This is a genomic window from Roseovarius sp. MBR-51, from assembly GCF_053628575.1.
The window spans coordinates 1-17,094 of sequence record NZ_JBRJGQ010000007.1 but is presented as its reverse complement, the minus strand read 5'-3'; the positions used below and the strand labels follow the sequence as shown (position 1 = coordinate 17,094).

The following is a 17,094-nucleotide window of genomic DNA, read 5'->3' as shown; positions in this document are numbered from 1 at the left end:
GCGGTGTGACAGTGCAGATCCAACGGGAAGCGGACGTTATGCGACAGATGGCAGCGAGCGTGGTCGCGGGGCTTTTGTGCCTTTGGGCGGCGCAGGGCGGGGCGCAGGAGCGACCCGAACGGGACAGACCTGTGGTGGTCGAGCTTTTCACGTCGCAGGGATGCGCCTCTTGTCCGCCGGCAGATGCGTTTTTTCTTGAGCTGGTGGCGCGGGAGGATGTGGTCGCACTGTCGCTGCATGTGGATTACTGGGATTACATCGGCTGGACGGACAGTTTTGGCAGTCCAGACAACAGCGCGCGGCAGCGCGGGTATGCCAAGACTGCGGAGCGCAAGATGGTCTATACGCCGCAGATGATCATCAATGGCGAGGATCATGTGGTGGGCACGCGGCTCAAGGATGTGTCTGATCTGATCGAAAAGCACCGGGCGCAGGCGACGAATGGCATAGACGTCGACGTCACGCGCAATGAGAACCGGGTGCAGATCCGCGCCACCGCCGACCCGGCGCGCGCCATGCCGCTGATGGTGCAATTGGTGCGCTACATTCCGAAGGAAACTGTTGCAATCGAGCGGGGTGAGAATGCTGGCCAAACAATCACCTATGCCAATATCGTGACCGAGATGACGCCTCTGACCGTCTGGGACAGCCGCGAACCGCTGGAACTGGATGTGGAACTGGCGCGCGAGGACAATGCGGTGGTTCTACTGCAATATATGGATCATGGGACGATAGAGGCCGTGGCGCATCTCCGGTGAGCGCGCGGCGGATCGCACCGTCCAAGTTGAGTATTTCTGGAACGATGAGACGGACGGGCGGGCATCAGCCGCCCGTGTGGCTCATGTGGCGCGAGACGCGGCCATCGACGGTCTGACGGGAATAGTCGAAATCATGACCTTTGGGTTTGCGCGTGATGGCGGCGCGAATCGCCTCTTCGAGCAGGACATCGCTGCCGGGGTTGTTGCGTAGGGGTGCGCGCAGGTCGGCCATATCCTCTTGGCCGAGGCACATGTAAAGCTCGCCGGTGCAGGTGAGGCGCACGCGGTTGCAGCTTTCGCAGAAATTATGCGTGAGCGGCGTGATGAAACCGATTTTCTGGCCGGTTTCCTCAAGGCGCACATAGCGGGCGGGGCCGCCGCTGCGCTCGGTCAATTCGGTGAGGGTGAAGCGTTCGCCGAGGCGGGCGCGCAGGTCGGAGAGTTTCCAGTATTGGCCCAAGCGGTCTTCGTTGCCAATGTCGCCCATCGGCATCACCTCGATGAAGGTGAGGTCCATGTCGCGGGAGGCGCACCACTCGGTGAGGGTGAAAAGCTCGTCCTCGTTGAAGCCTTTGAGCGCCACGGTATTGATCTTGACGCGCAGCCCGGCGTTCTGGGCCGCGTCAATCCCCTTGAGCACCTGCGGCAGGCGGCCCCAGCGCGTGATATCGGCGAATTTCTGATCATCGAGCGTGTCGAGCGAGATATTCACCCGGCGCACGCCAGCGGCATAGAGATCGCCTGCGAAGCGTTCCATCTGGCTGCCGTTGGTGGTGAGGGTCAGTTCCTTGAGCGCCCCCGTCTCCAAATGGCGGGTCATGGCGTCAAAAAAGGTCATGATGCCCTTGCGGACCAGCGGTTCGCCGCCAGTGATGCGCAGTTTCTCGACGCCCATGCGGATGAAGGTCGAGCACATGCGGTCCAGTTCCTCGAGCGTGAGCAATTCACGCTTGGGCAGGAAGGTCATGTTTTCGGACATGCAATAGACGCAGCGGAAATCGCAGCGGTCTGTCACGGAGACACGCAAGTAGGAGATGGCGCGCTGGAACGGGTCAATCAGTGGGGCTGTCATGGCGTAAATCTAGGCGGGGGGGCGAGGCGGGGCAAGGGACAAGTTGGCCGTTGAAGGGGTTAGTTCAGGCGGGTAGGGTGGACATATGAGACATTTGGCCATGATCTTGGGTGTTTTGGGCGTGGCAGGCTGTGCGCAGGTGGAACGGGTGTTCCCGCCGCGCGCGGCCCCTGCGCCCGAAGTGGTGGTGCCGATGACGCCCGAAACGCTGGATGCAACAACGCCCGCCGAGCGCAAGGCGGCGCGCGTCGAGGCCGCGACTGCGCCGGCGGGGGCGTTGGGAACAACCGTGGCCTCGCTTGGGTCGCCGGCCGAGCCGGGGCTCTGGCTCAAGACGCCGCTTGTCGATGCACCGGGGCGCGGTCGGGTGGATTATGCGCCGACCGGGCAGTCGGTGGCGGTCGATCTCCTTCCGCTTGCGGCGGAGCGCGGCGCAGGCAGCCAATTGTCGCTGGCGGGGTTCCGGGCCGTGGGGGCGGCGCTGACGGCGCTGCCGGAACTGCGGGTTTACCGGCTGGCAGACTAAGCCTGCGCGTCTTTTCCTTTGTATTTCGGGCAGGGTCGCTCTATCCGCTGGCGAGAGGCGGCAAGGGGGCAGAGCATGCGCACGGTGGTTTTCGATCTGGATGGGACGCTGGCGGATACGAGCGGCGATTTACTGGCGGCGGCCAATGCCTGTTTTCGGGATATGGGGGTGGGCGATCTCTTGACGCTGGAGACTGATACTGGCGTCGCGCTGCGCGGGGGGCGTGCAATGCTGCGGCTGGGGATGGAGCGGCTGGGGCGGGCCGGGGACGAGGCCACGATCGACCGCTATTACCCGGTGCTGCTCGACGCCTATGCCGAGGCGATTGATGTGCATACCGTGCTCTATCCCGGCGCGATGGCGGCGGTGGCGCAGTTGAGCGGGGATGGCTACCGGGTGGCGGTCTGCACCAACAAACCCGAGGGTCTGGCGCGTATCCTGCTGGAGCGGTTGGGGGTGTTGGGGGCGTTTCAGGCGCTCACGGGTGCCGATACGCTGGCGGTGCGCAAGCCGGACCCGGAGCATCTGCGCGAAACCGTGCGGCGGGCGGGGGGCGACCCGGCCCGCGCGCTGATGGTCGGCGATACGGTCACGGATCACGATACCGCGCGGGCGGCGGGAGTGCCGTCGGTCCTTGTGGGCTTTGGTCCCGGTGGGGCGGCGGTGGCCGCGCTGAAGCCCGAGGCGGTGATTGGGCATTACGACGAGTTGCCCGGCGTTGTGCGGCGTCTTATCGGCTGAGCCGCAGGGCGGTTTCGGGTTTTCTGAAGGAAGACGAGGGCGCGCCGCAAAACCATTGACGAGGGCCGGGGAGCGCCCCAAAACATGGGTATGACAGAGAGATTCACAGGCAATTTCACGCAGCAGGAGCCGATCCCCGACGAGGGGATTGCGGCGGCGCTCGAGGTGCTGCGGTCGGGCCGGTTGCATCGGTATAATCTGGTGGGCGAGGAGGCGGGCGAGGTGGCCGCCCTCGAGCGCGAGTTTGCGGCCTACACCGGCGCGCGCTATGCGCTGGCGGTCACATCGGGCGGGTATGCGATGGCCACGGCGCTGCGCGCCTTGGGGGTGGGGCCGGGGGACAGGGTGCTGACCAATGCCTTTACGCTCGCCCCTGTACCGGGGTCCATCGCCAGCGTGGGGGCGGTGCCGGTGTTTGTGGGCGTGACCGAGGCGCTGACGATTGATCTGGAGGATCTGGCGGCCAAGGTGGATCAGGCGCAGGTGCTGATGCTGAGCCACATGCGCGGGCATCTGGTGGATATGGATGCGCTCATGGCCATTTGCGATGCGGCCGGTGTGACGGTGATCGAGGATTGCGCGCATACGATGGGGGCGGCGTGGCGCGGTATCCCCTCGGGACGCTGGGGCAAGATCGGGTGTTATTCCACACAGACCTACAAGCACATGAATTCCGGCGAGGGCGGGTTTCTGATCACCGATGACGACGCGGTGATGGCGCGCGCTGTGATCCTGTCGGGGTCCTATATGCTCTATGGCAAGCATGGCACGGTGCCGCCTGATGAGGTGTTCGAGCGGGTGAAATACGACACGCCCAATGTTTCAGGGCGGATGGATCATCTACGCGCGGCGATCTTGCGGCCGCAATTGCGGGCTCTGGGCGCGCAGTGCGAAAAGTGGAATGCGCGTTACCGCGTGGTTGAGGATGGCTTGCGCGGCACGCCGGGGTTGACGGTGGTGGAGCGGGCCGAGGCGGAGCGGTATGTGGGATCGTCCATTCAGTTCCTGTTGCTGGACTGGGAGGGCGGGCGGATTGCCGAGGTGTTGAAGCGGTGTCTGGCGCGCGGGGTCGAGTTGAAATGGTTCGGCGGGGCGGAGCCGGTTGGGTTCACCAGCCGTTATGACAGTTGGCGCTATGCGCCGTCGCTGCCGATGGCTGCGAGCGACCGGATCTTGCGCGGGATTGTCGATATGCGCCTGCCGCTGACCTTTAGCCTTGAGGATTGCGCACAGATCGCACGGATCATCCGGGCCGAAGTGGGCGCGGTGTATCAGGCGCAGGGCGTATAAGGGGCATCCTAGAGCGGACAGTCAGGGTGCCCCCGCGCGCGGCGCTCCGCCTTGTGGCGCGCGCGGGGGCCTGGCGCCAACGTCAAAGGCCACTCTTGTCACTTCGCCAGCGCATCCAGCACGCGCGCCCAGCTTCGGATGCCTTTGTGAAAGCTCTGGACGTTGTATTTTTCGTTGGGGGAGTGGATAGCGTCATCCTCTTGGGCAAAGCCGATGAGCATGGCGTCAAGGCCGAGCACCTCTTTGAAAAACCCGGCAATGGGGATCGAGCCGCCCATGCCGGTAAAGACCGCTTCGCGCGCCCATTCGTCCGAGAGCGCCTGACGGGCGGCCTCGAATTCGGGGCGGTTGATGTTCATCACCGCCGCGGGCGATCCGTCGAGATCCTGATTCCAGGTGATCTTGGCATCGGGCGAGAGGCGATCCTCGACATGTTTGCGGACCTTCTGGCGGAGTTTGTCGGGGTCCATGTCGCCGACAAGGCGGCAGGTCAGTTTGCAATGGGCCTCTGACGGGATCACCGTTTTGGTGCCCGCGCCCTGATAGCCACCCCAAAGCCCGTTGATTTCGAGCGTGGGCCGCGCCCATTGCTGGACGAGGGTGGAATAGCCCTCTTCGCCATGCGCACGGGTCATGCCGACGGAGGAGAGGTATTCATGTTCGTCAAAGCCGCAGCTTTCCCATTGGCGCAGGAGGTCGGCGGGCACCTCGTGGACGCCCTCATAAAAGCCCTCGACCGCGACGCGGCCCGTCTCGTCGTGGAAGGAGGCGATGAGGCGCGAGAGTTCGCGCAAAGGGTTGAGGGCGGGGCCGCCGTAATGGCCGGAGTGCAGGTCAATGCGCGGGCCGGTAATGGTAAATTCGTCCTTGAGCATGCCGCGCAGTTGCGAGGCGATGGAGGGCACACCGGGGGCCACCATGGAGGTGTCGCAGATCAGCGCCAAGTCGGCGGAAAGCTCGGCGGCATTCTCGCGCATGAAGGGGATGAGCGAGGGCGAGCCTGATTCTTCTTCGCCCTCGAAGAAGAAGGTGATGCGGCAGGGCAGGGCGCCGGTCACGTCCCGATAGGCGCGGCAGGCCTCGACAAAGGTCATGAGTTGGCCCTTGTCATCGGAGGACCCGCGCGCGCGGATCACTTTTCCGTGCGGCGTGTCCTGAATTTCGGGGGCGAAGGGATCGGTATGCCAGAGCGCCAGAGGATCGACCGGCTGCACATCGTAATGGCCGTAAAAGAGCAGGTGCGGTCCGGTGCCACCGGAGGGGCCGTCGACATGGCCCACCACCATTGCGCGGCCCGGCGTCGCGCGCTTTTCCGCTTTGACGCCAAGAGCTTGCAGCTCTGCGACCAGCCAATCGGCGGCGGCGTCACAATCGCCGGCATAGGCCGGATCAGTGGAAATCGAGGGGATGCGGAGCAGGCCCATGAGCCGGTCGAGGGCGCTGGGCAATTGGTCGTCGATGCGGGAGAGAACGGCGGAAAGCGACATGTCTGGCCTTTGGGGTTTGAGTATTGTCTAAATCGAGGGTAACAGGCCGGGCGGCGCTGTCCAGTGACTTGACCCAAGTCAAGGAACCAAGGAGCGGCAATTTGTAACGTGTTGTCTCAGGGGGGTGGATTATATACCATTCCAAATGTTGAATAAGTGGCGTTTGACTTGCCACCAAGACCCGATGGGCGGCTGGCACCGCTCGCCGGTGCCGATCAGGAAGGAACAGCCATTGGATTACACAGCCAAGCTGGATCAAGCGATTGACCGTCTGCATCAGGAAGGTCGCTACCGGACCTTTATTGATATTGAGCGCCGCAACGGTAATTTCCCGCATGCGATCTGGCGCAAGCCCGACGGGGCGGAGCAGCCGATCACGGTCTGGTGTGGCAATGACTATCTGGGCATGGGACAGCACCCGGCTGTGCTTGCGGCGATGCATGAGGCGCTTGACGCCACGGGTGCCGGTTCTGGCGGCACGCGAAATATCAGCGGCACAACCGTCTATCACAAGCGACTGGAGGCGGAACTCGCCGATCTGCATGGCAAGGAATCGGCGCTGCTCTTTACCTCGGCCTATATCGCCAATGATGCAACGCTGAGCACGCTGCCCAAGCTCTTTCCGGGGCTGATCATCTATTCTGATGCGTTGAACCATGCCAGCATGATCGAAGGTGTGCGCCGCAATGGCGGGGCCAAGCGGATTTTCCGGCACAATGATGTCGAGCATCTGCGCGAATTGCTGGCCGCCGATGATCCAACAGCACCCAAGCTGATTGCCTTTGAGAGCGTCTATTCGATGGATGGCGATTTTGGCCCGATCGAGGCGATTTGTGATCTGGCGGATGAGTTTGGCGCACTGACCTATATCGACGAGGTGCATGCGGTGGGCATGTATGGCGCGCGCGGGGCAGGGATTTGCGAACGCGACCGTCTGATGCACCGTCTCGACATCATCAACGGCACGCTCGCCAAGGCCTATGGCGTGATGGGTGGCTATATCGCGACCTCGGCTAAAATGTGCGACGCCGTAAGGAGTTATGCGCCGGGATTCATCTTTTCGACATCGCTGGCACCGGCGCTGGCGGCGGGGGCAACGGCTTCGGTTGCCTTGCTCAAGACCTCTGAGGGGCAAAAGCTGCGCGTGCAGCATCAGACGCAGGCGACCATCCTCAAGACGCGGCTCAAGGGCATGGGGCTCCCGATGATCGACCATGGTAGCCATATCGTTCCTGTGATCGTGGGAGACCCGGTCCACACCAAGAAGTTGAGCGATATGCTTCTGGAAGGTTACGGCATTTATGTGCAGCCGATCAACTTTCCGACCGTGCCGCGTGGCACCGAACGGCTGCGCTTTACGCCCTCTCCGGTGCATGGGCCCAAGGAGATGGATGCGTTGGTGCGTGCGATGGATGAGTTGTGGAGTCATTGTGCGCTGAATCGCGCCGAATTGGCCGGCTAGTCTCTCTGCGCGTGCATTATACCTTGCCTTGTGTTACCGTCTGATGAAGAAAAGTTCTGAGTTCGAATCGGGACATTCGGGCAGTTGGGCAAAAGACTCGAGAGGCAGGGACCCGCATGATTGGGCGGCGATTTTCGCGAAAGGCCGACGTGGAAGAGGTTGAGGCCCGTGGCTTTGACGCTTTTGATTTGCGCCTTGGCGATCTGATGCGCGGTGAGCGCGCGACGCTCGGAAAATCCCTGTTGGATGTGGAACGTGAGTTGCGGATCAAGGCCAATTACGTGGCTGCGATCGAGAATTGCGATCCCTCGGCCTTTGATACCCCCGGTTTCATTCCCGGCTACGTTCGGTCCTACGCGCGCTATCTTGGTATGGACCCGGATCAGGCGTTCAAGACATTTTGTCTTGAATCCGGCTTTTCCATTGCTCATGGCATGTCTGCGGAGGCGTCTTCGATCCGCAAGCCGGGTCCGGCCAAGCAACGCAAGGCGGCGCTGCAAGATCCGCTGATGTCACCCAATACCCCGTTTCTGCCGGCCTCAGAAAGCTTTTTGTCACGCATCGAGCCGGGGGCGATTGGATCTGCTCTGGTGCTGGTCGCGTTGATCGGGGCTATTGGCTATGGCGGGTGGAGCGTGTTGCGTCAGGTGCAACAGGTGCAACTGGCCCCAGTCGAAAATACGCCGGTGGTCCTGGCCGATCTTGACCCGCTGAGCGGCGCCACTGTGATCCCGGGTGATGTAATCCCCGGCGAGGATGCCGCATCGGGTGTGTTTCAGCCGCCACGCGATGAACGGTTGAGCCGCCTCTATCGCCCCAAGGCGCTGGATGTGCCGGTGATGGTGGCGCGGGATGCGCCGATTTCCACGCTTGACCCGCGCGACGTGGGGACGCTGAGTCCGGTTGCACCGAATGCGGATCGTGACAGCGGTATCGCGCTTGCGCTGAATGAGGCGCAAGGGTTTGAACCGCTTGGCGATGAGCTCCCCGGCCCGAACCGTCCACAGGTTGTGGCCGATACGATGGCGGCCGTGCAAATGGTCGCCGTGCGCCCGGCTTGGGTGCGGGTGCGGGCCGCCGATGGCAGTGTGATCTTTGAGGGTATTCTGAACGCGGGCGACACCTATGCGGTGCCTGCGACAGAAGAGCCGCCGACCTTGCGGGTGGGCGAATCGGGAGCTGTTTATTTCGCGGTGAACGGCGCGCATTACGGCCCCGCAGGAGAGCGGGGCGCTGTGACCTCTGGTCTGGCCTTGACTGCGGAAGAATTGACCGGGCGCTATGCGCTGGCCAATATCGAGGCGGATCAGGATCTGATGCGCTACGTCGCAGAAGCGCAGATCGCGCCAGAGGCTGCACCGCTGCAATAAGCGGCAATCAGCGTCGCACGATTGCCCCGACCCCCCTTGTCGTATTATCTAGGGGGAACAGTCACCCTCAGATGAAACGGGGCAAGACGCGATGTCGCTCAACCATATCCGCCCGTGGCGCAATATCTATCGCCGTAAATCCCGTCAGATCATGGTGGGCAACGTGCCCGTGGGCGGCGATGCGCCCATTACGGTTCAGACCATGACCAACACCCTCACGACCGATGTGGCGGGCACGGTGGCACAGGTGCAGGCGGCGGCCGAGGCAGGGGCGGATATCGTGCGGGTCTCGGTGCCCGATGAGGCGAGTGCCAAGGCGCTCAAGGATATCGTGCGCGAAAGCCCGGTGCCGATCGTGGCAGATATTCATTTCCACTATAAGCGCGGGATCGAGGCCGCCGAGGCGGGGGCCGCCTGTTTGCGGATCAATCCGGGCAATATCGGCGACGCGCGCCGCGTGCGCGAGGTGATTGCGGCGGCGCGGGATCATGGCTGTTCGATGCGGATCGGCGTCAATGCCGGGTCGCTGGAAAAGCATCTTCTCGACAAATACGGCGAGCCCTGTCCCGATGCGATGGTCGAGTCCGGCTTGGAGCATATCCGCATTCTGCAAGACAATGATTTCCACGAATTCAAGATCAGCGTGAAAGCGTCGGATGTCTTCATGGCCGCCGCCGCCTATCAGCAATTGGCCGAGGCCACCGATGCGCCGATTCACCTCGGCATCACCGAGGCAGGCGGCCTCATGTCGGGCACGATCAAGAGCGCGATTGGTCTGGGCAATCTCTTGTGGATGGGGATTGGCGATACGATCCGGGTGAGCCTGAGCGCCGATCCGGTGGAAGAGGTCAAGGTGGGCTATGACATCCTGAAATCGCTGGGCCTGCGGCATCGGGGGATCAATATCATCTCCTGCCCGTCCTGTGCGCGGCAGGGGTTTGATGTGATCAAGACGGTCGAGGCGCTGGAAAAGCGGCTGGAGCATATCAAGACGCCGATGAGCCTGAGCATCATCGGCTGTGTGGTCAATGGCCCCGGCGAAGCGCTGATGACCGATGTCGGCTTTACCGGAGGCGGGGCGGGCAATGGCATGGTTTATCTCGCGGGCAAGCAGAGCCACCGGATGGACAATGCGCAGATGATCGACCACATCGTCGAGCAGGTCGAACGGCGCGCGGCGGAGATCGAGGCGGAGACAGCGGCGCAGGCGGCGGAGTAGCGCGGTCTTGCTGCGGCTGCACGTTCTGCGCCGCGTTTGCAAAGCGCGGAAAACTTGCTAAGGCAGGCGCGAGTTCGTTCACGCAGAGGAGTCCCGCCCATGAGCAGCATCATCGACATTCACGCCCGCGAAATTCTGGACAGCCGGGGCAATCCCACAGTTGAGGTCGATGTGACGCTGGAGGATGGCACCATGGGCCGCGCGGCGGTGCCGTCGGGGGCGTCCACGGGCGCGCATGAGGCGGTCGAGCGGCGCGATGGCGACAAGACGCGCTACATGGGCAAGGGCGTGCTGGAGGCGGTGGCCGCCGTCAATGGCGAGATTGCCGAGGCGCTGGCGGGTATGGATGCGACTGAGCAGGTCTCGCTCGACATGGCGATGATCGAGCTGGATGGCACGCCCAACAAGGCACGGCTTGGGGCCAATGCCATTCTGGGTGTGAGCCTGGCCTGTGCCAAGGCGGCGGCGGATTTTTCCGGCCAACCGCTCTATCGCTATGTCGGTGGCACCTCAGCCCGCGTGCTGCCGGTGCCGATGATGAACATCATCAACGGCGGCGAGCATGCCGACAACCCCATCGACATTCAGGAATTCATGATCCTGCCGGTGGCGGCGGAAAATATCCGTGATGCCGTGCGCATGGGGTCGGAGGTGTTTCACACGCTGAAAAAGGAACTGTCGGCGGCGGGTCTGGCAACCGGCGTGGGCGATGAGGGCGGCTTTGCCCCTAATCTGTCCTCGACGCGCGATGCGCTGGATTTCATTCTGAAGTCGATCGAGAAGGCGGGCTATCGCCCCGGTGAGGAGATTTACCTTGGGCTCGATTGTGCGGCGACCGAATATTACAAAGGTGGAAAATATGAAATTTCCGGCGAGGGTCTGAGCCTGACAAGCGCCGAGAATGTTGCCTATCTGCAAGCTCTGGTGGCGGATTATCCGATCATCTCGATCGAGGACGGCATGGCCGAGGACGATTGGGAGGGCTGGCGCGCGCTGACCGAGGCGCTGGGCGACAAGGTGCAACTGGTGGGCGATGATCTGTTCGTCACCAACCCGGAACGTCTGGCGATGGGGATCGAGCGCGGGTGCGCCAATTCGATGCTGGTGAAGGTCAACCAGATCGGAACGCTCACCGAGACGCTGCAAGCGGTCGATATGGCGCATCGCGCGCGCATGACCAATGTGATGTCGCACCGCTCGGGCGAAACCGAGGATGCCACCATTGCCGATCTGGCCGTGGCCACCAATTGCGGGCAGATCAAGACCGGCAGTCTGGCGCGGTCGGACCGTCTGGCGAAATACAACCAGCTGATCCGCATTGAGGAAATGCTGGGCGAGACCGCGATTTACGCCGGACGAAGCATCCTGAAGTAAGCGGTCGCGCGGCATCTTTGGATGCCGTGCCCGCCCCTCTGGTGGCTTGATCCTGAACGCGCGGCACGCCAAGACAGGGCTGCGCGGGCGTCTCGGAGCGGTCTTTTGGAGGCGTGCCGGGTCTCTACCTCAACGGCCAGAGGTCATGGCGTCGAACCAGCCGTGCCGGACTATCTGGGCCTGATCCTGCCGACGGCACCGCTATGGGGCACTCATGAAGAGGGGGCCAATGGAGGCGAGTAGGAGAATCGAACTCCTGTTCACGGATTTGCAATCCGGAAAATTTTGTTGATTTCAAAGGGAAAAATTGTAAACGGACTTGTTTCGTTCAGGGTCACTTTTCAATAGGTTACGAGGCCCAAGTAAACGGTTTTTCACCGGCTTTTCCTCTGGCGAAAAGGCAAAGAAAAACCGCTGAGGGGGCGGCCACCCACCTCAACGGCATAGAAGAATATTTCCGTCCCAATGCCTACGGCATTTCCGGTCTGACCTCAACCCAATTGGCGGTGAGATCATGAGCTGGCGCATCGCAAACGAATGCGCCGAGCGCCGCTTTGGCAGCGCCGCGCGCAAGCAGATCATCATGTTTCTGGCCGACAAGGCGAGCGATGACGGTTCGGGCATCTGGTGTTCCAAGGGGACGATCCAGCGCCACACAGAGCTCAGCGAGAGCACGGTGAAGCGCACCATCATCGACTTTCTGCGTGAAGGCATTCTGATCGAGACCGGGCGGCGGCAGTGCAAGAATGGCTACACGGTCATTTACCGCATCGTTCTGGAGCGCGTGGCCGCGCTGGAACCCACGGCAGAGCCCGACATTGAGACGGGGGTCACTGTGAACCCCGTCCAGCCTGAACCCGGTACGGGGTCCACGGTGAACGGGGTACGGGGTTCACGGTGGACCCCAAACCATCCTAAAACCATCCATAAACCACCTACGCGCAGGCGCGAGGCGGCGGAGGAGGTTGAAGATCTTGAATCTGAGAAGATCCTGGCGGCCTATCCCGAGGACAGGATCCGAGACCGGCGAACCAGCCTGCGCTTGATCGCAGCCGCCGTGAAAGCCGGGGTAAAGCCCGATGATCTGCTGCAGGCGGTCAAGGCCTATGCGAAGGAAAGCGACGGCTACACGCGCAGCAAGGTCTGTTTCTCAGACAACTGGTTCAAGATGCGCCGATGGGAGAAGGGGCTTGCCCAGATCCAAGCCGACCGCGAGAAGGCGCGAGAGGCTGAAGCCAAGGGCCGTTGTCGGCTCGCCAGCTGGATCCATGAGCGCCATCCTATGTGCCGTCATATCACCAATCGACAGATTAAGGATCTGGTCGCGGTAAAGCTGGTGTCGCCTGAGCAGGTGCGCGCTGCGGGGCTGCAGGCGTGAGTGTCGTTGTGCAATTTGAGATATGCCTTTCCTTATCTCAGAAACGGCATTGTTTCTTGAGATAAGGCTGATGATGAGGTTTCGTATATGATGCTTAGATCATACTTGCCCTTTATGGCGCAGAGATCATATTGACAATTTATGACTTAGGGGTCATATGTGGCGGCAGGAGAACCGCAATGAAGCACCTCGTTCGTACATCAAAAAACTTGGGCCACGCAATTCGCGAAGCTCGAAAGGCAAAGAACCTTACCCAGAAGGAACTCGCCTCGATGAGCGGTGTCTGGCAAGAGACAATTTCCAAAATCGAGAACGGCAGTGGTGGCACCAAGCTGGAAACGGTATTTGATTTGATCGCGGCCTTGGAGCTCGAAATTACGGTGGCCGAGCGCAGCAAAGGCACATCAGACGGGCTAGAGGACATTTTCTGACATGGGCCGCAAGCGCAGCTACATACCGCTGAACGTTTTCCTGAACGCGCGGCTCGTGGGTCAATTGGTGCGTGAGCCCTCGGGCGGCGTCAGTTTCGCCTATGCACGAGACTGGCTCGAATGGGAGCACCGCATGCCGGTGTCGCTATCGTTGCCATTGCGGGAAAACCGCTACAGCGGCGCACCAGTGATGGCCGTCTTTGACAACCTGTTGCCCGACAGTGACCTCATCCGTCGAAGAGTCGCGGAACGTGTCGGAGCCGAAGGTGTCGATGCCTTCAGCTTGCTTTCACAAATCGGGCGCGATTGCATTGGTGCGCTGCAGTTTCTGCCTGATGGGCAAGAGCCCCAGCCAATGTCCGAGTTGACTGGAGAACCCGTTGACGAGGTGCAGATCGGGGCCATATTGAGCGACCTCGACCTCGCGCCACTGGGTATACGCCGCGAGAATGACTTCCGCATTTCTGTCGCTGGCGCGCAGGAAAAAACGGCTCTGCTTCGTAAAGACGGCCAGTGGATTGAGCCAACCGGCACGACACCAACCACGCACATCATCAAGCCGCAAATTGGCAGACTGCCCAACGGCATGGACCTGTCCGACAGCGTTGAAAACGAATACTTGTGCCTGAAGCTGATGGAAGCGTTTGGGCTTAGGGCTGCGAATGTCGAAATGGCTCAGTTTGGCGACAAGAAAGCCTTGGTGGTTGAGCGTTTTGATCGGCGCTGGACGTCTGATGGCCGCTTGATCCGTTTGCCGCAGGAGGACTGCTGCCAAGCACTATCCATTGTGCCTACCCAGAAGTACCAGAACGAGGGCGGCCCAGGAATCTCAGATATCATGGATCTATTGTTGGGGAGTGATGATCCCAACAAAGATCGGTACGATTTTTTCAAAGCGAATGTCCTGTTCTGGCTGCTGGGCGCGACAGACGGGCATGGTAAGAACTTCAGCGTCAGTCTTTTGCCCGGAGGGCGTTTTCACATGACGCCACTGTACGACGTTTTGACGGTGCAACCGACCGTCGACGCCCGGCAGATCGAGCGGAAATACTTCAAGCTCGCTATGAATTTCGGCAACTCGAACCACTACAAAGTGGCGAACATCCTGGGCCGCCACATCGTGGAGACCGGCGTGCAATCCGGCTTATCCCGCACAGTCGTGCAGAGCCTGTTCGAAGAGCTGCAGGAGACCACGCACGCGATCGTTGAGGCCACGTTCAATCGGCTTCCGGATGGTTTTCCGGGGGCGTTGCTTGCTTCGATCGACGGCGCGCTGAAGGCTAGGTTGCACCTATTGAGCTGATGCTACACGGCATGGCTGCGCCCAAAAATTCGACGCTAACCATGATCAAACCGCCTTGGATGAGGCTCCCCGTCTACCCAATTCGCCCCCAAAAACCAGATTTTCTACCATGGTTTTTTCGAAGCTCAGCCATATAAGCTTCATGTTCCATGACGCCTTCCGGAAGGAAGGGATCAGCAGCCTCGGCCAGCAGGGCAAGTTTTGCCAAATACTTCGCCCCATGCCCATATGCCTTGGATCGCGCCGCCTTGAGGATATCGTCCAGAAGCGCGCGATAGAGGATCGTTGCCGCCGCCTGATGCTCATGTTCCAGCGTTTCTGCAGTTTTGGGCAAGCTGTGCCAGAGGCCTCCATCCCAGTGAGCGTGATACTGAAGGATGACCTGCGCGGCGAGGTCAAGGCGTGGCCAATCGAGATAAAACCGCAAAGCTAATTCCGGGACCTGATGAGACAGGCCATACTGCAAAGCGTTTGTCTCGGCTTCAATGTCATCAAAGTCAGGTAAGTTTTTCAGATAATCGCGCAGGATGTCGGCTGATAGTCGGCTCTCAAAGCACTGCCAGCGCAGTGCTTGAGCTGCTGATTTGTCACCCAATGCTTCCAAAATAGACGCTTCGATTTGGACTCTTTGGGGGGACAGCGCGTCATCCTGTCCTTTGACGTGTGATCCAGGTTTGCGCACCCATTCCAGAGCTTCATCGGCGCGACCAGCAGCCAGCAAACGCACAGCCATACCCTGAACATCCTGCATATGTGGCTTTTTGGCGCTTTCTAGGGTAATCATCAGGTCAATATCACCGCGTGCCTCAGCAATTGTTTGGCGCATTTCTGACCACTGAGAGGTCATGGAATAATGCCAGCGATCCGTCGAAAGCTTGGCCTCTTCAAGTTTGCGCTTTGCAATCGCTGCGTCGAGGTCAGCATCCCATTGCGCCAGCGTAGATTGCGGCAGATGTGGCGCGATGGCCTTGGTCAGATCAGCCAGATAGCCGTGCGTGGTTTCGCCAAGGCGTGCCATAATTCTATCAGGCAGCAATGCAGCCTCATGGGCGCTCAGCTGTGCCGTCAATTTTCCAGCGCTTATGATAGCCAGATAGTAGACATCCTGAACATGGCCTGATGAGTCATCGACCCGTTCGAACAGGCGCTCATGTGTGGCAATGAACCGTATGAAACGGTCCATCGCCATATCCGGAGCGGCCGGTGCAAGCTCGGCCTCGATTGTGTCGGTCAGGCTTTGCAGATCATCGCGAAAGGCGCGGGCCTTGTCCCATTCAATGAAGCTTTTTGCGCGTTCCAGACCCGAAAGCCGTCGGTCGATCAGCTTCGCAATGCCTTCCGGCCCGGATTTCGCGGCGAGTGCCGCTTTGACCTGACGGCGAAAGCCCGCGTTGCGTTCGGCCTCATCCAGCACCAGTTGGGCAAGTTTTTGAGCGGGCAACTCGGACAGTATTTCGATGGAAAGAGAGGGTTTTCGAGCCATGGATCAGGTCACTTCATTTTGCGAGCTAACCGGCCTTTCCAGACGCGTGTAGGGTGCGGTTATCCTCAGAATAATTCGCGTCAATTGATAGCTTCTAATTGAGAATTTCGTAAGCAGGTTTTCCATGGTGAACGCCGTATGGGGTCTGAAGACTGTTAAAACGATCTCTTTCGACAAGCCTTGCTTCCAGATCGGTGTCACGTTTGTGGCTCGGCAGCGGATAAATCTCATGCTTGGCGAACCTGAGTGATCTCACGCCGTTTCCTTTCAGCTCGAGTGCACGCATTGCATTTGTGTGGCTATGTGAGCCTGCAGTGCAATGGAGTGCCCGGGCTGTGTTTCCTATTGGTAACCTTAATGCCCTCAATGTCGTATTGAGGTAACATAAGGTGTGACTCGAGTGGCGGCGTTGGGTTGCGGAGCTAAACGGAGGAAATTGACATTAATGATATCTCAGCGTAACATTTAAGCACTTAGTGTCGCTTGGAGGTATCATTATGGCGGTTTCGATCAAAATACCCAGGGCGGCCCGTAAGGAGCTCGTGACACTTGGGGAAAACATTCGTGTTGCGCGACTGCGTCGCAAACTGACCGCTGAGATTGTCGCGCAGCGCGCTGGCACAACGCGGCAGACCATCGCCAAGATCGAAAGCGGGAACCCCGCAGTTAAGATTGGCACCTACGTGGCAGTACTGCAGGCGCTCGGCCTTCTGAAAGGCTGGGGGGACCTCAACGATCCGGTTGGTGAGCAGATGGCCCTGGATGACCTCCCGCAGCGTGCGAGATTGAAAAATGGTTGAGGTCTGGATCGACTGGCAGGGGTTGAAACGGGTCGGCACGCTTCACCGCACAGCGGGGCGCGGCCGAGAGCGGGTGTCCTTCACCTATCATGACGATTGGCTTGCCGACGAAAATGCCTTTGGGCTTTCGCCGGACATGCCTCTCGTTGCGGGGCAATTCGTGCCTGAGGCAGGACAGGACATGCTTGCGCCGCTTGGGGATTCTGCCCCCGATACCTGGGGGCGAACGGTGATGCGGCGCTATGAGGGGCGCATGGCAGAGGCCGAAGGGCGACGTCCGAGAGTGCTGCAAGAAACCGACTACCTGCGCGAAGTTGTACCGAGCCGCGCAGTCTTTTGCATGTTTGCCATCTTCCTGGATGAAGAACCGGGACGAGTTTTGTGGGACCAGCCGGTCCCG

Annotated in this window: 16 protein-coding genes; 13 read left to right on the top strand and 3 right to left on the bottom strand. The window is 60.6% G+C overall.

Going from position 1 to position 17,094, the window contains the following annotated elements; all coding sequences use genetic code 11:
• Positions 1 to 38 precede the first annotated feature (38 nt).
• Positions 39 to 758 (top strand): DUF1223 domain-containing protein, encoded by a 720-nt coding sequence (locus ACSSVY_RS11325; protein WP_454269665.1) that lies wholly within the window; start codon positions 39 to 41, stop codon positions 756 to 758.
• A 64-nt stretch (positions 759 to 822) separates the two neighbouring features.
• Here ACSSVY_RS11325 and moaA read toward each other — a convergent pair whose 3' ends face one another.
• Positions 823 to 1,830, bottom strand: coding sequence for a GTP 3',8-cyclase MoaA (gene moaA, locus ACSSVY_RS11320; RefSeq protein ID WP_454269664.1), 1,008 nt, complete (start codon positions 1,828 to 1,830; stop codon positions 823 to 825).
• 85 nt (positions 1,831 to 1,915) lie between these two features.
• Here moaA and ACSSVY_RS11315 point away from each other — a divergent pair, with 85 nt between their 5' ends.
• The 3 genes from ACSSVY_RS11315 (at position 1,916) to ACSSVY_RS11305 (ending at position 4,387) form a co-directional block, all read left to right on the top strand.
• Positions 1,916 to 2,356 carry a hypothetical protein gene (locus tag ACSSVY_RS11315; RefSeq protein WP_454269663.1) on the top strand — a complete coding sequence of 147 codons (441 nt, stop codon included), beginning with the start codon at positions 1,916 to 1,918 and terminating at the stop codon, positions 2,354 to 2,356.
• A gap of 75 nt (positions 2,357 to 2,431) precedes the next feature.
• Positions 2,432 to 3,097 carry an HAD-IA family hydrolase gene (locus ACSSVY_RS11310; protein WP_454269662.1) on the top strand — a complete coding sequence of 222 codons (666 nt, stop codon included), beginning with the start codon at positions 2,432 to 2,434 and terminating at the stop codon, positions 3,095 to 3,097.
• 90 nt (positions 3,098 to 3,187) lie between these two features.
• Positions 3,188 to 4,387: a DegT/DnrJ/EryC1/StrS family aminotransferase gene (locus ACSSVY_RS11305; RefSeq protein WP_454269661.1), complete on the top strand. Its 1,200-nt coding sequence runs from the start codon at positions 3,188 to 3,190 to the stop codon at positions 4,385 to 4,387.
• Positions 4,388 to 4,485: 98 nt separating this feature from the next.
• On the opposite strand, the gene ACSSVY_RS11300 is transcribed toward ACSSVY_RS11305, so the two are convergent.
• Positions 4,486 to 5,874, bottom strand: coding sequence for a M20/M25/M40 family metallo-hydrolase (locus ACSSVY_RS11300; RefSeq protein WP_454269660.1), 1,389 nt, complete (start codon positions 5,872 to 5,874; stop codon positions 4,486 to 4,488).
• 232 nt (positions 5,875 to 6,106) lie between these two features.
• On the opposite strand from ACSSVY_RS11300, the gene hemA reads away from it, so the two are divergent.
• The 7 genes from hemA (at position 6,107) to ACSSVY_RS11265 (ending at position 14,411) form a co-directional block, all read left to right on the top strand.
• The gene (hemA, locus tag ACSSVY_RS11295; RefSeq protein WP_454269951.1) at positions 6,107 to 7,336 is read left to right on the top strand and encodes a 5-aminolevulinate synthase; all 1,230 of its coding nucleotides are present in this window, start codon (positions 6,107 to 6,109) and stop codon (positions 7,334 to 7,336) included.
• 116 nt (positions 7,337 to 7,452) lie between these two features.
• Positions 7,453 to 8,706, top strand: a complete 1,254-nt coding sequence (locus tag ACSSVY_RS11290) for a helix-turn-helix domain-containing protein (protein ID WP_454269659.1) — start codon at positions 7,453 to 7,455, stop codon at positions 8,704 to 8,706.
• A gap of 91 nt (positions 8,707 to 8,797) precedes the next feature.
• Complete coding sequence (gene ispG, locus ACSSVY_RS11285; protein WP_454269658.1) at positions 8,798 to 9,925, top strand: flavodoxin-dependent (E)-4-hydroxy-3-methylbut-2-enyl-diphosphate synthase; 1,128 nt, start codon at positions 8,798 to 8,800, stop codon at positions 9,923 to 9,925.
• 99 nt (positions 9,926 to 10,024) lie between these two features.
• Entirely contained in the window at positions 10,025 to 11,299 is a 1,275-nt protein-coding gene (gene eno, locus ACSSVY_RS11280; protein WP_454269657.1) for a phosphopyruvate hydratase, read from the top strand.
• Between the two features lie 514 nt (positions 11,300 to 11,813).
• Entirely contained in the window at positions 11,814 to 12,677 is an 864-nt protein-coding gene (locus ACSSVY_RS11275; protein WP_454269656.1) for a hypothetical protein, read from the top strand.
• Between the two features lie 179 nt (positions 12,678 to 12,856).
• On the top strand, positions 12,857 to 13,108 hold the full coding sequence (locus ACSSVY_RS11270) for a helix-turn-helix transcriptional regulator (protein WP_454269655.1): 252 nt from the start codon (positions 12,857 to 12,859) through the stop codon (positions 13,106 to 13,108).
• Between the two features lies 1 nt (position 13,109).
• Complete coding sequence (locus ACSSVY_RS11265; RefSeq protein WP_454269654.1) at positions 13,110 to 14,411, top strand: type II toxin-antitoxin system HipA family toxin; 1,302 nt, start codon at positions 13,110 to 13,112, stop codon at positions 14,409 to 14,411.
• Positions 14,412 to 14,484: 73 nt separating this feature from the next.
• Here the strand turns inward: ACSSVY_RS11265 and ACSSVY_RS11260 are convergent, their stop codons facing one another.
• Positions 14,485 to 15,894, bottom strand: a complete 1,410-nt coding sequence (locus ACSSVY_RS11260) for a DUF6880 family protein (protein ID WP_454269653.1) — start codon at positions 15,892 to 15,894, stop codon at positions 14,485 to 14,487.
• Between the two features lie 497 nt (positions 15,895 to 16,391).
• Here ACSSVY_RS11260 and ACSSVY_RS11255 point away from each other — a divergent pair, with 497 nt between their 5' ends.
• The gene (locus tag ACSSVY_RS11255) at positions 16,392 to 16,694 is read left to right on the top strand and encodes a helix-turn-helix transcriptional regulator (protein ID WP_454269652.1); all 303 of its coding nucleotides are present in this window, start codon (positions 16,392 to 16,394) and stop codon (positions 16,692 to 16,694) included.
• Positions 16,687 to 17,094: HipA N-terminal domain-containing protein (locus ACSSVY_RS11250; protein ID WP_454269651.1), on the top strand; the 408-nt coding region annotated here is incomplete at its 3' end. The genes ACSSVY_RS11255 and ACSSVY_RS11250, both read left to right, overlap by 8 nt.

Coding starts and splice junctions, on each gene's coding strand:
- ACSSVY_RS11325 (WP_454269665.1), top strand. CDS start 39: ATGCGACAGATGGCAGCGAGCGTGGTCGCGGGGCTTTTGTGCCTTTGG.
- ACSSVY_RS11270 (WP_454269655.1), top strand. CDS start 12,857: ATGAAGCACCTCGTTCGTACATCAAAAAACTTGGGCCACGCAATTCGC.
- ACSSVY_RS11300 (WP_454269660.1), bottom strand. CDS start 5,874: ATGTCGCTTTCCGCCGTTCTCTCCCGCATCGACGACCAATTGCCCAGC.
- ACSSVY_RS11315 (WP_454269663.1), top strand. CDS start 1,916: ATGAGACATTTGGCCATGATCTTGGGTGTTTTGGGCGTGGCAGGCTGT.
- ACSSVY_RS11260 (WP_454269653.1), bottom strand. CDS start 15,894: ATGGCTCGAAAACCCTCTCTTTCCATCGAAATACTGTCCGAGTTGCCC.
- ACSSVY_RS11265 (WP_454269654.1), top strand. CDS start 13,110: ATGGGCCGCAAGCGCAGCTACATACCGCTGAACGTTTTCCTGAACGCG.
- ACSSVY_RS11310 (WP_454269662.1), top strand. CDS start 2,432: ATGCGCACGGTGGTTTTCGATCTGGATGGGACGCTGGCGGATACGAGC.
- ACSSVY_RS11290 (WP_454269659.1), top strand. CDS start 7,453: ATGATTGGGCGGCGATTTTCGCGAAAGGCCGACGTGGAAGAGGTTGAG.
- ACSSVY_RS11305 (WP_454269661.1), top strand. CDS start 3,188: ATGACAGAGAGATTCACAGGCAATTTCACGCAGCAGGAGCCGATCCCC.
- ispG (WP_454269658.1), top strand. CDS start 8,798: ATGTCGCTCAACCATATCCGCCCGTGGCGCAATATCTATCGCCGTAAA.
- moaA (WP_454269664.1), bottom strand. CDS start 1,830: ATGACAGCCCCACTGATTGACCCGTTCCAGCGCGCCATCTCCTACTTG.
- ACSSVY_RS11255 (WP_454269652.1), top strand. CDS start 16,392: ATGGCGGTTTCGATCAAAATACCCAGGGCGGCCCGTAAGGAGCTCGTG.
- eno (WP_454269657.1), top strand. CDS start 10,025: ATGAGCAGCATCATCGACATTCACGCCCGCGAAATTCTGGACAGCCGG.
- ACSSVY_RS11275 (WP_454269656.1), top strand. CDS start 11,814: ATGAGCTGGCGCATCGCAAACGAATGCGCCGAGCGCCGCTTTGGCAGC.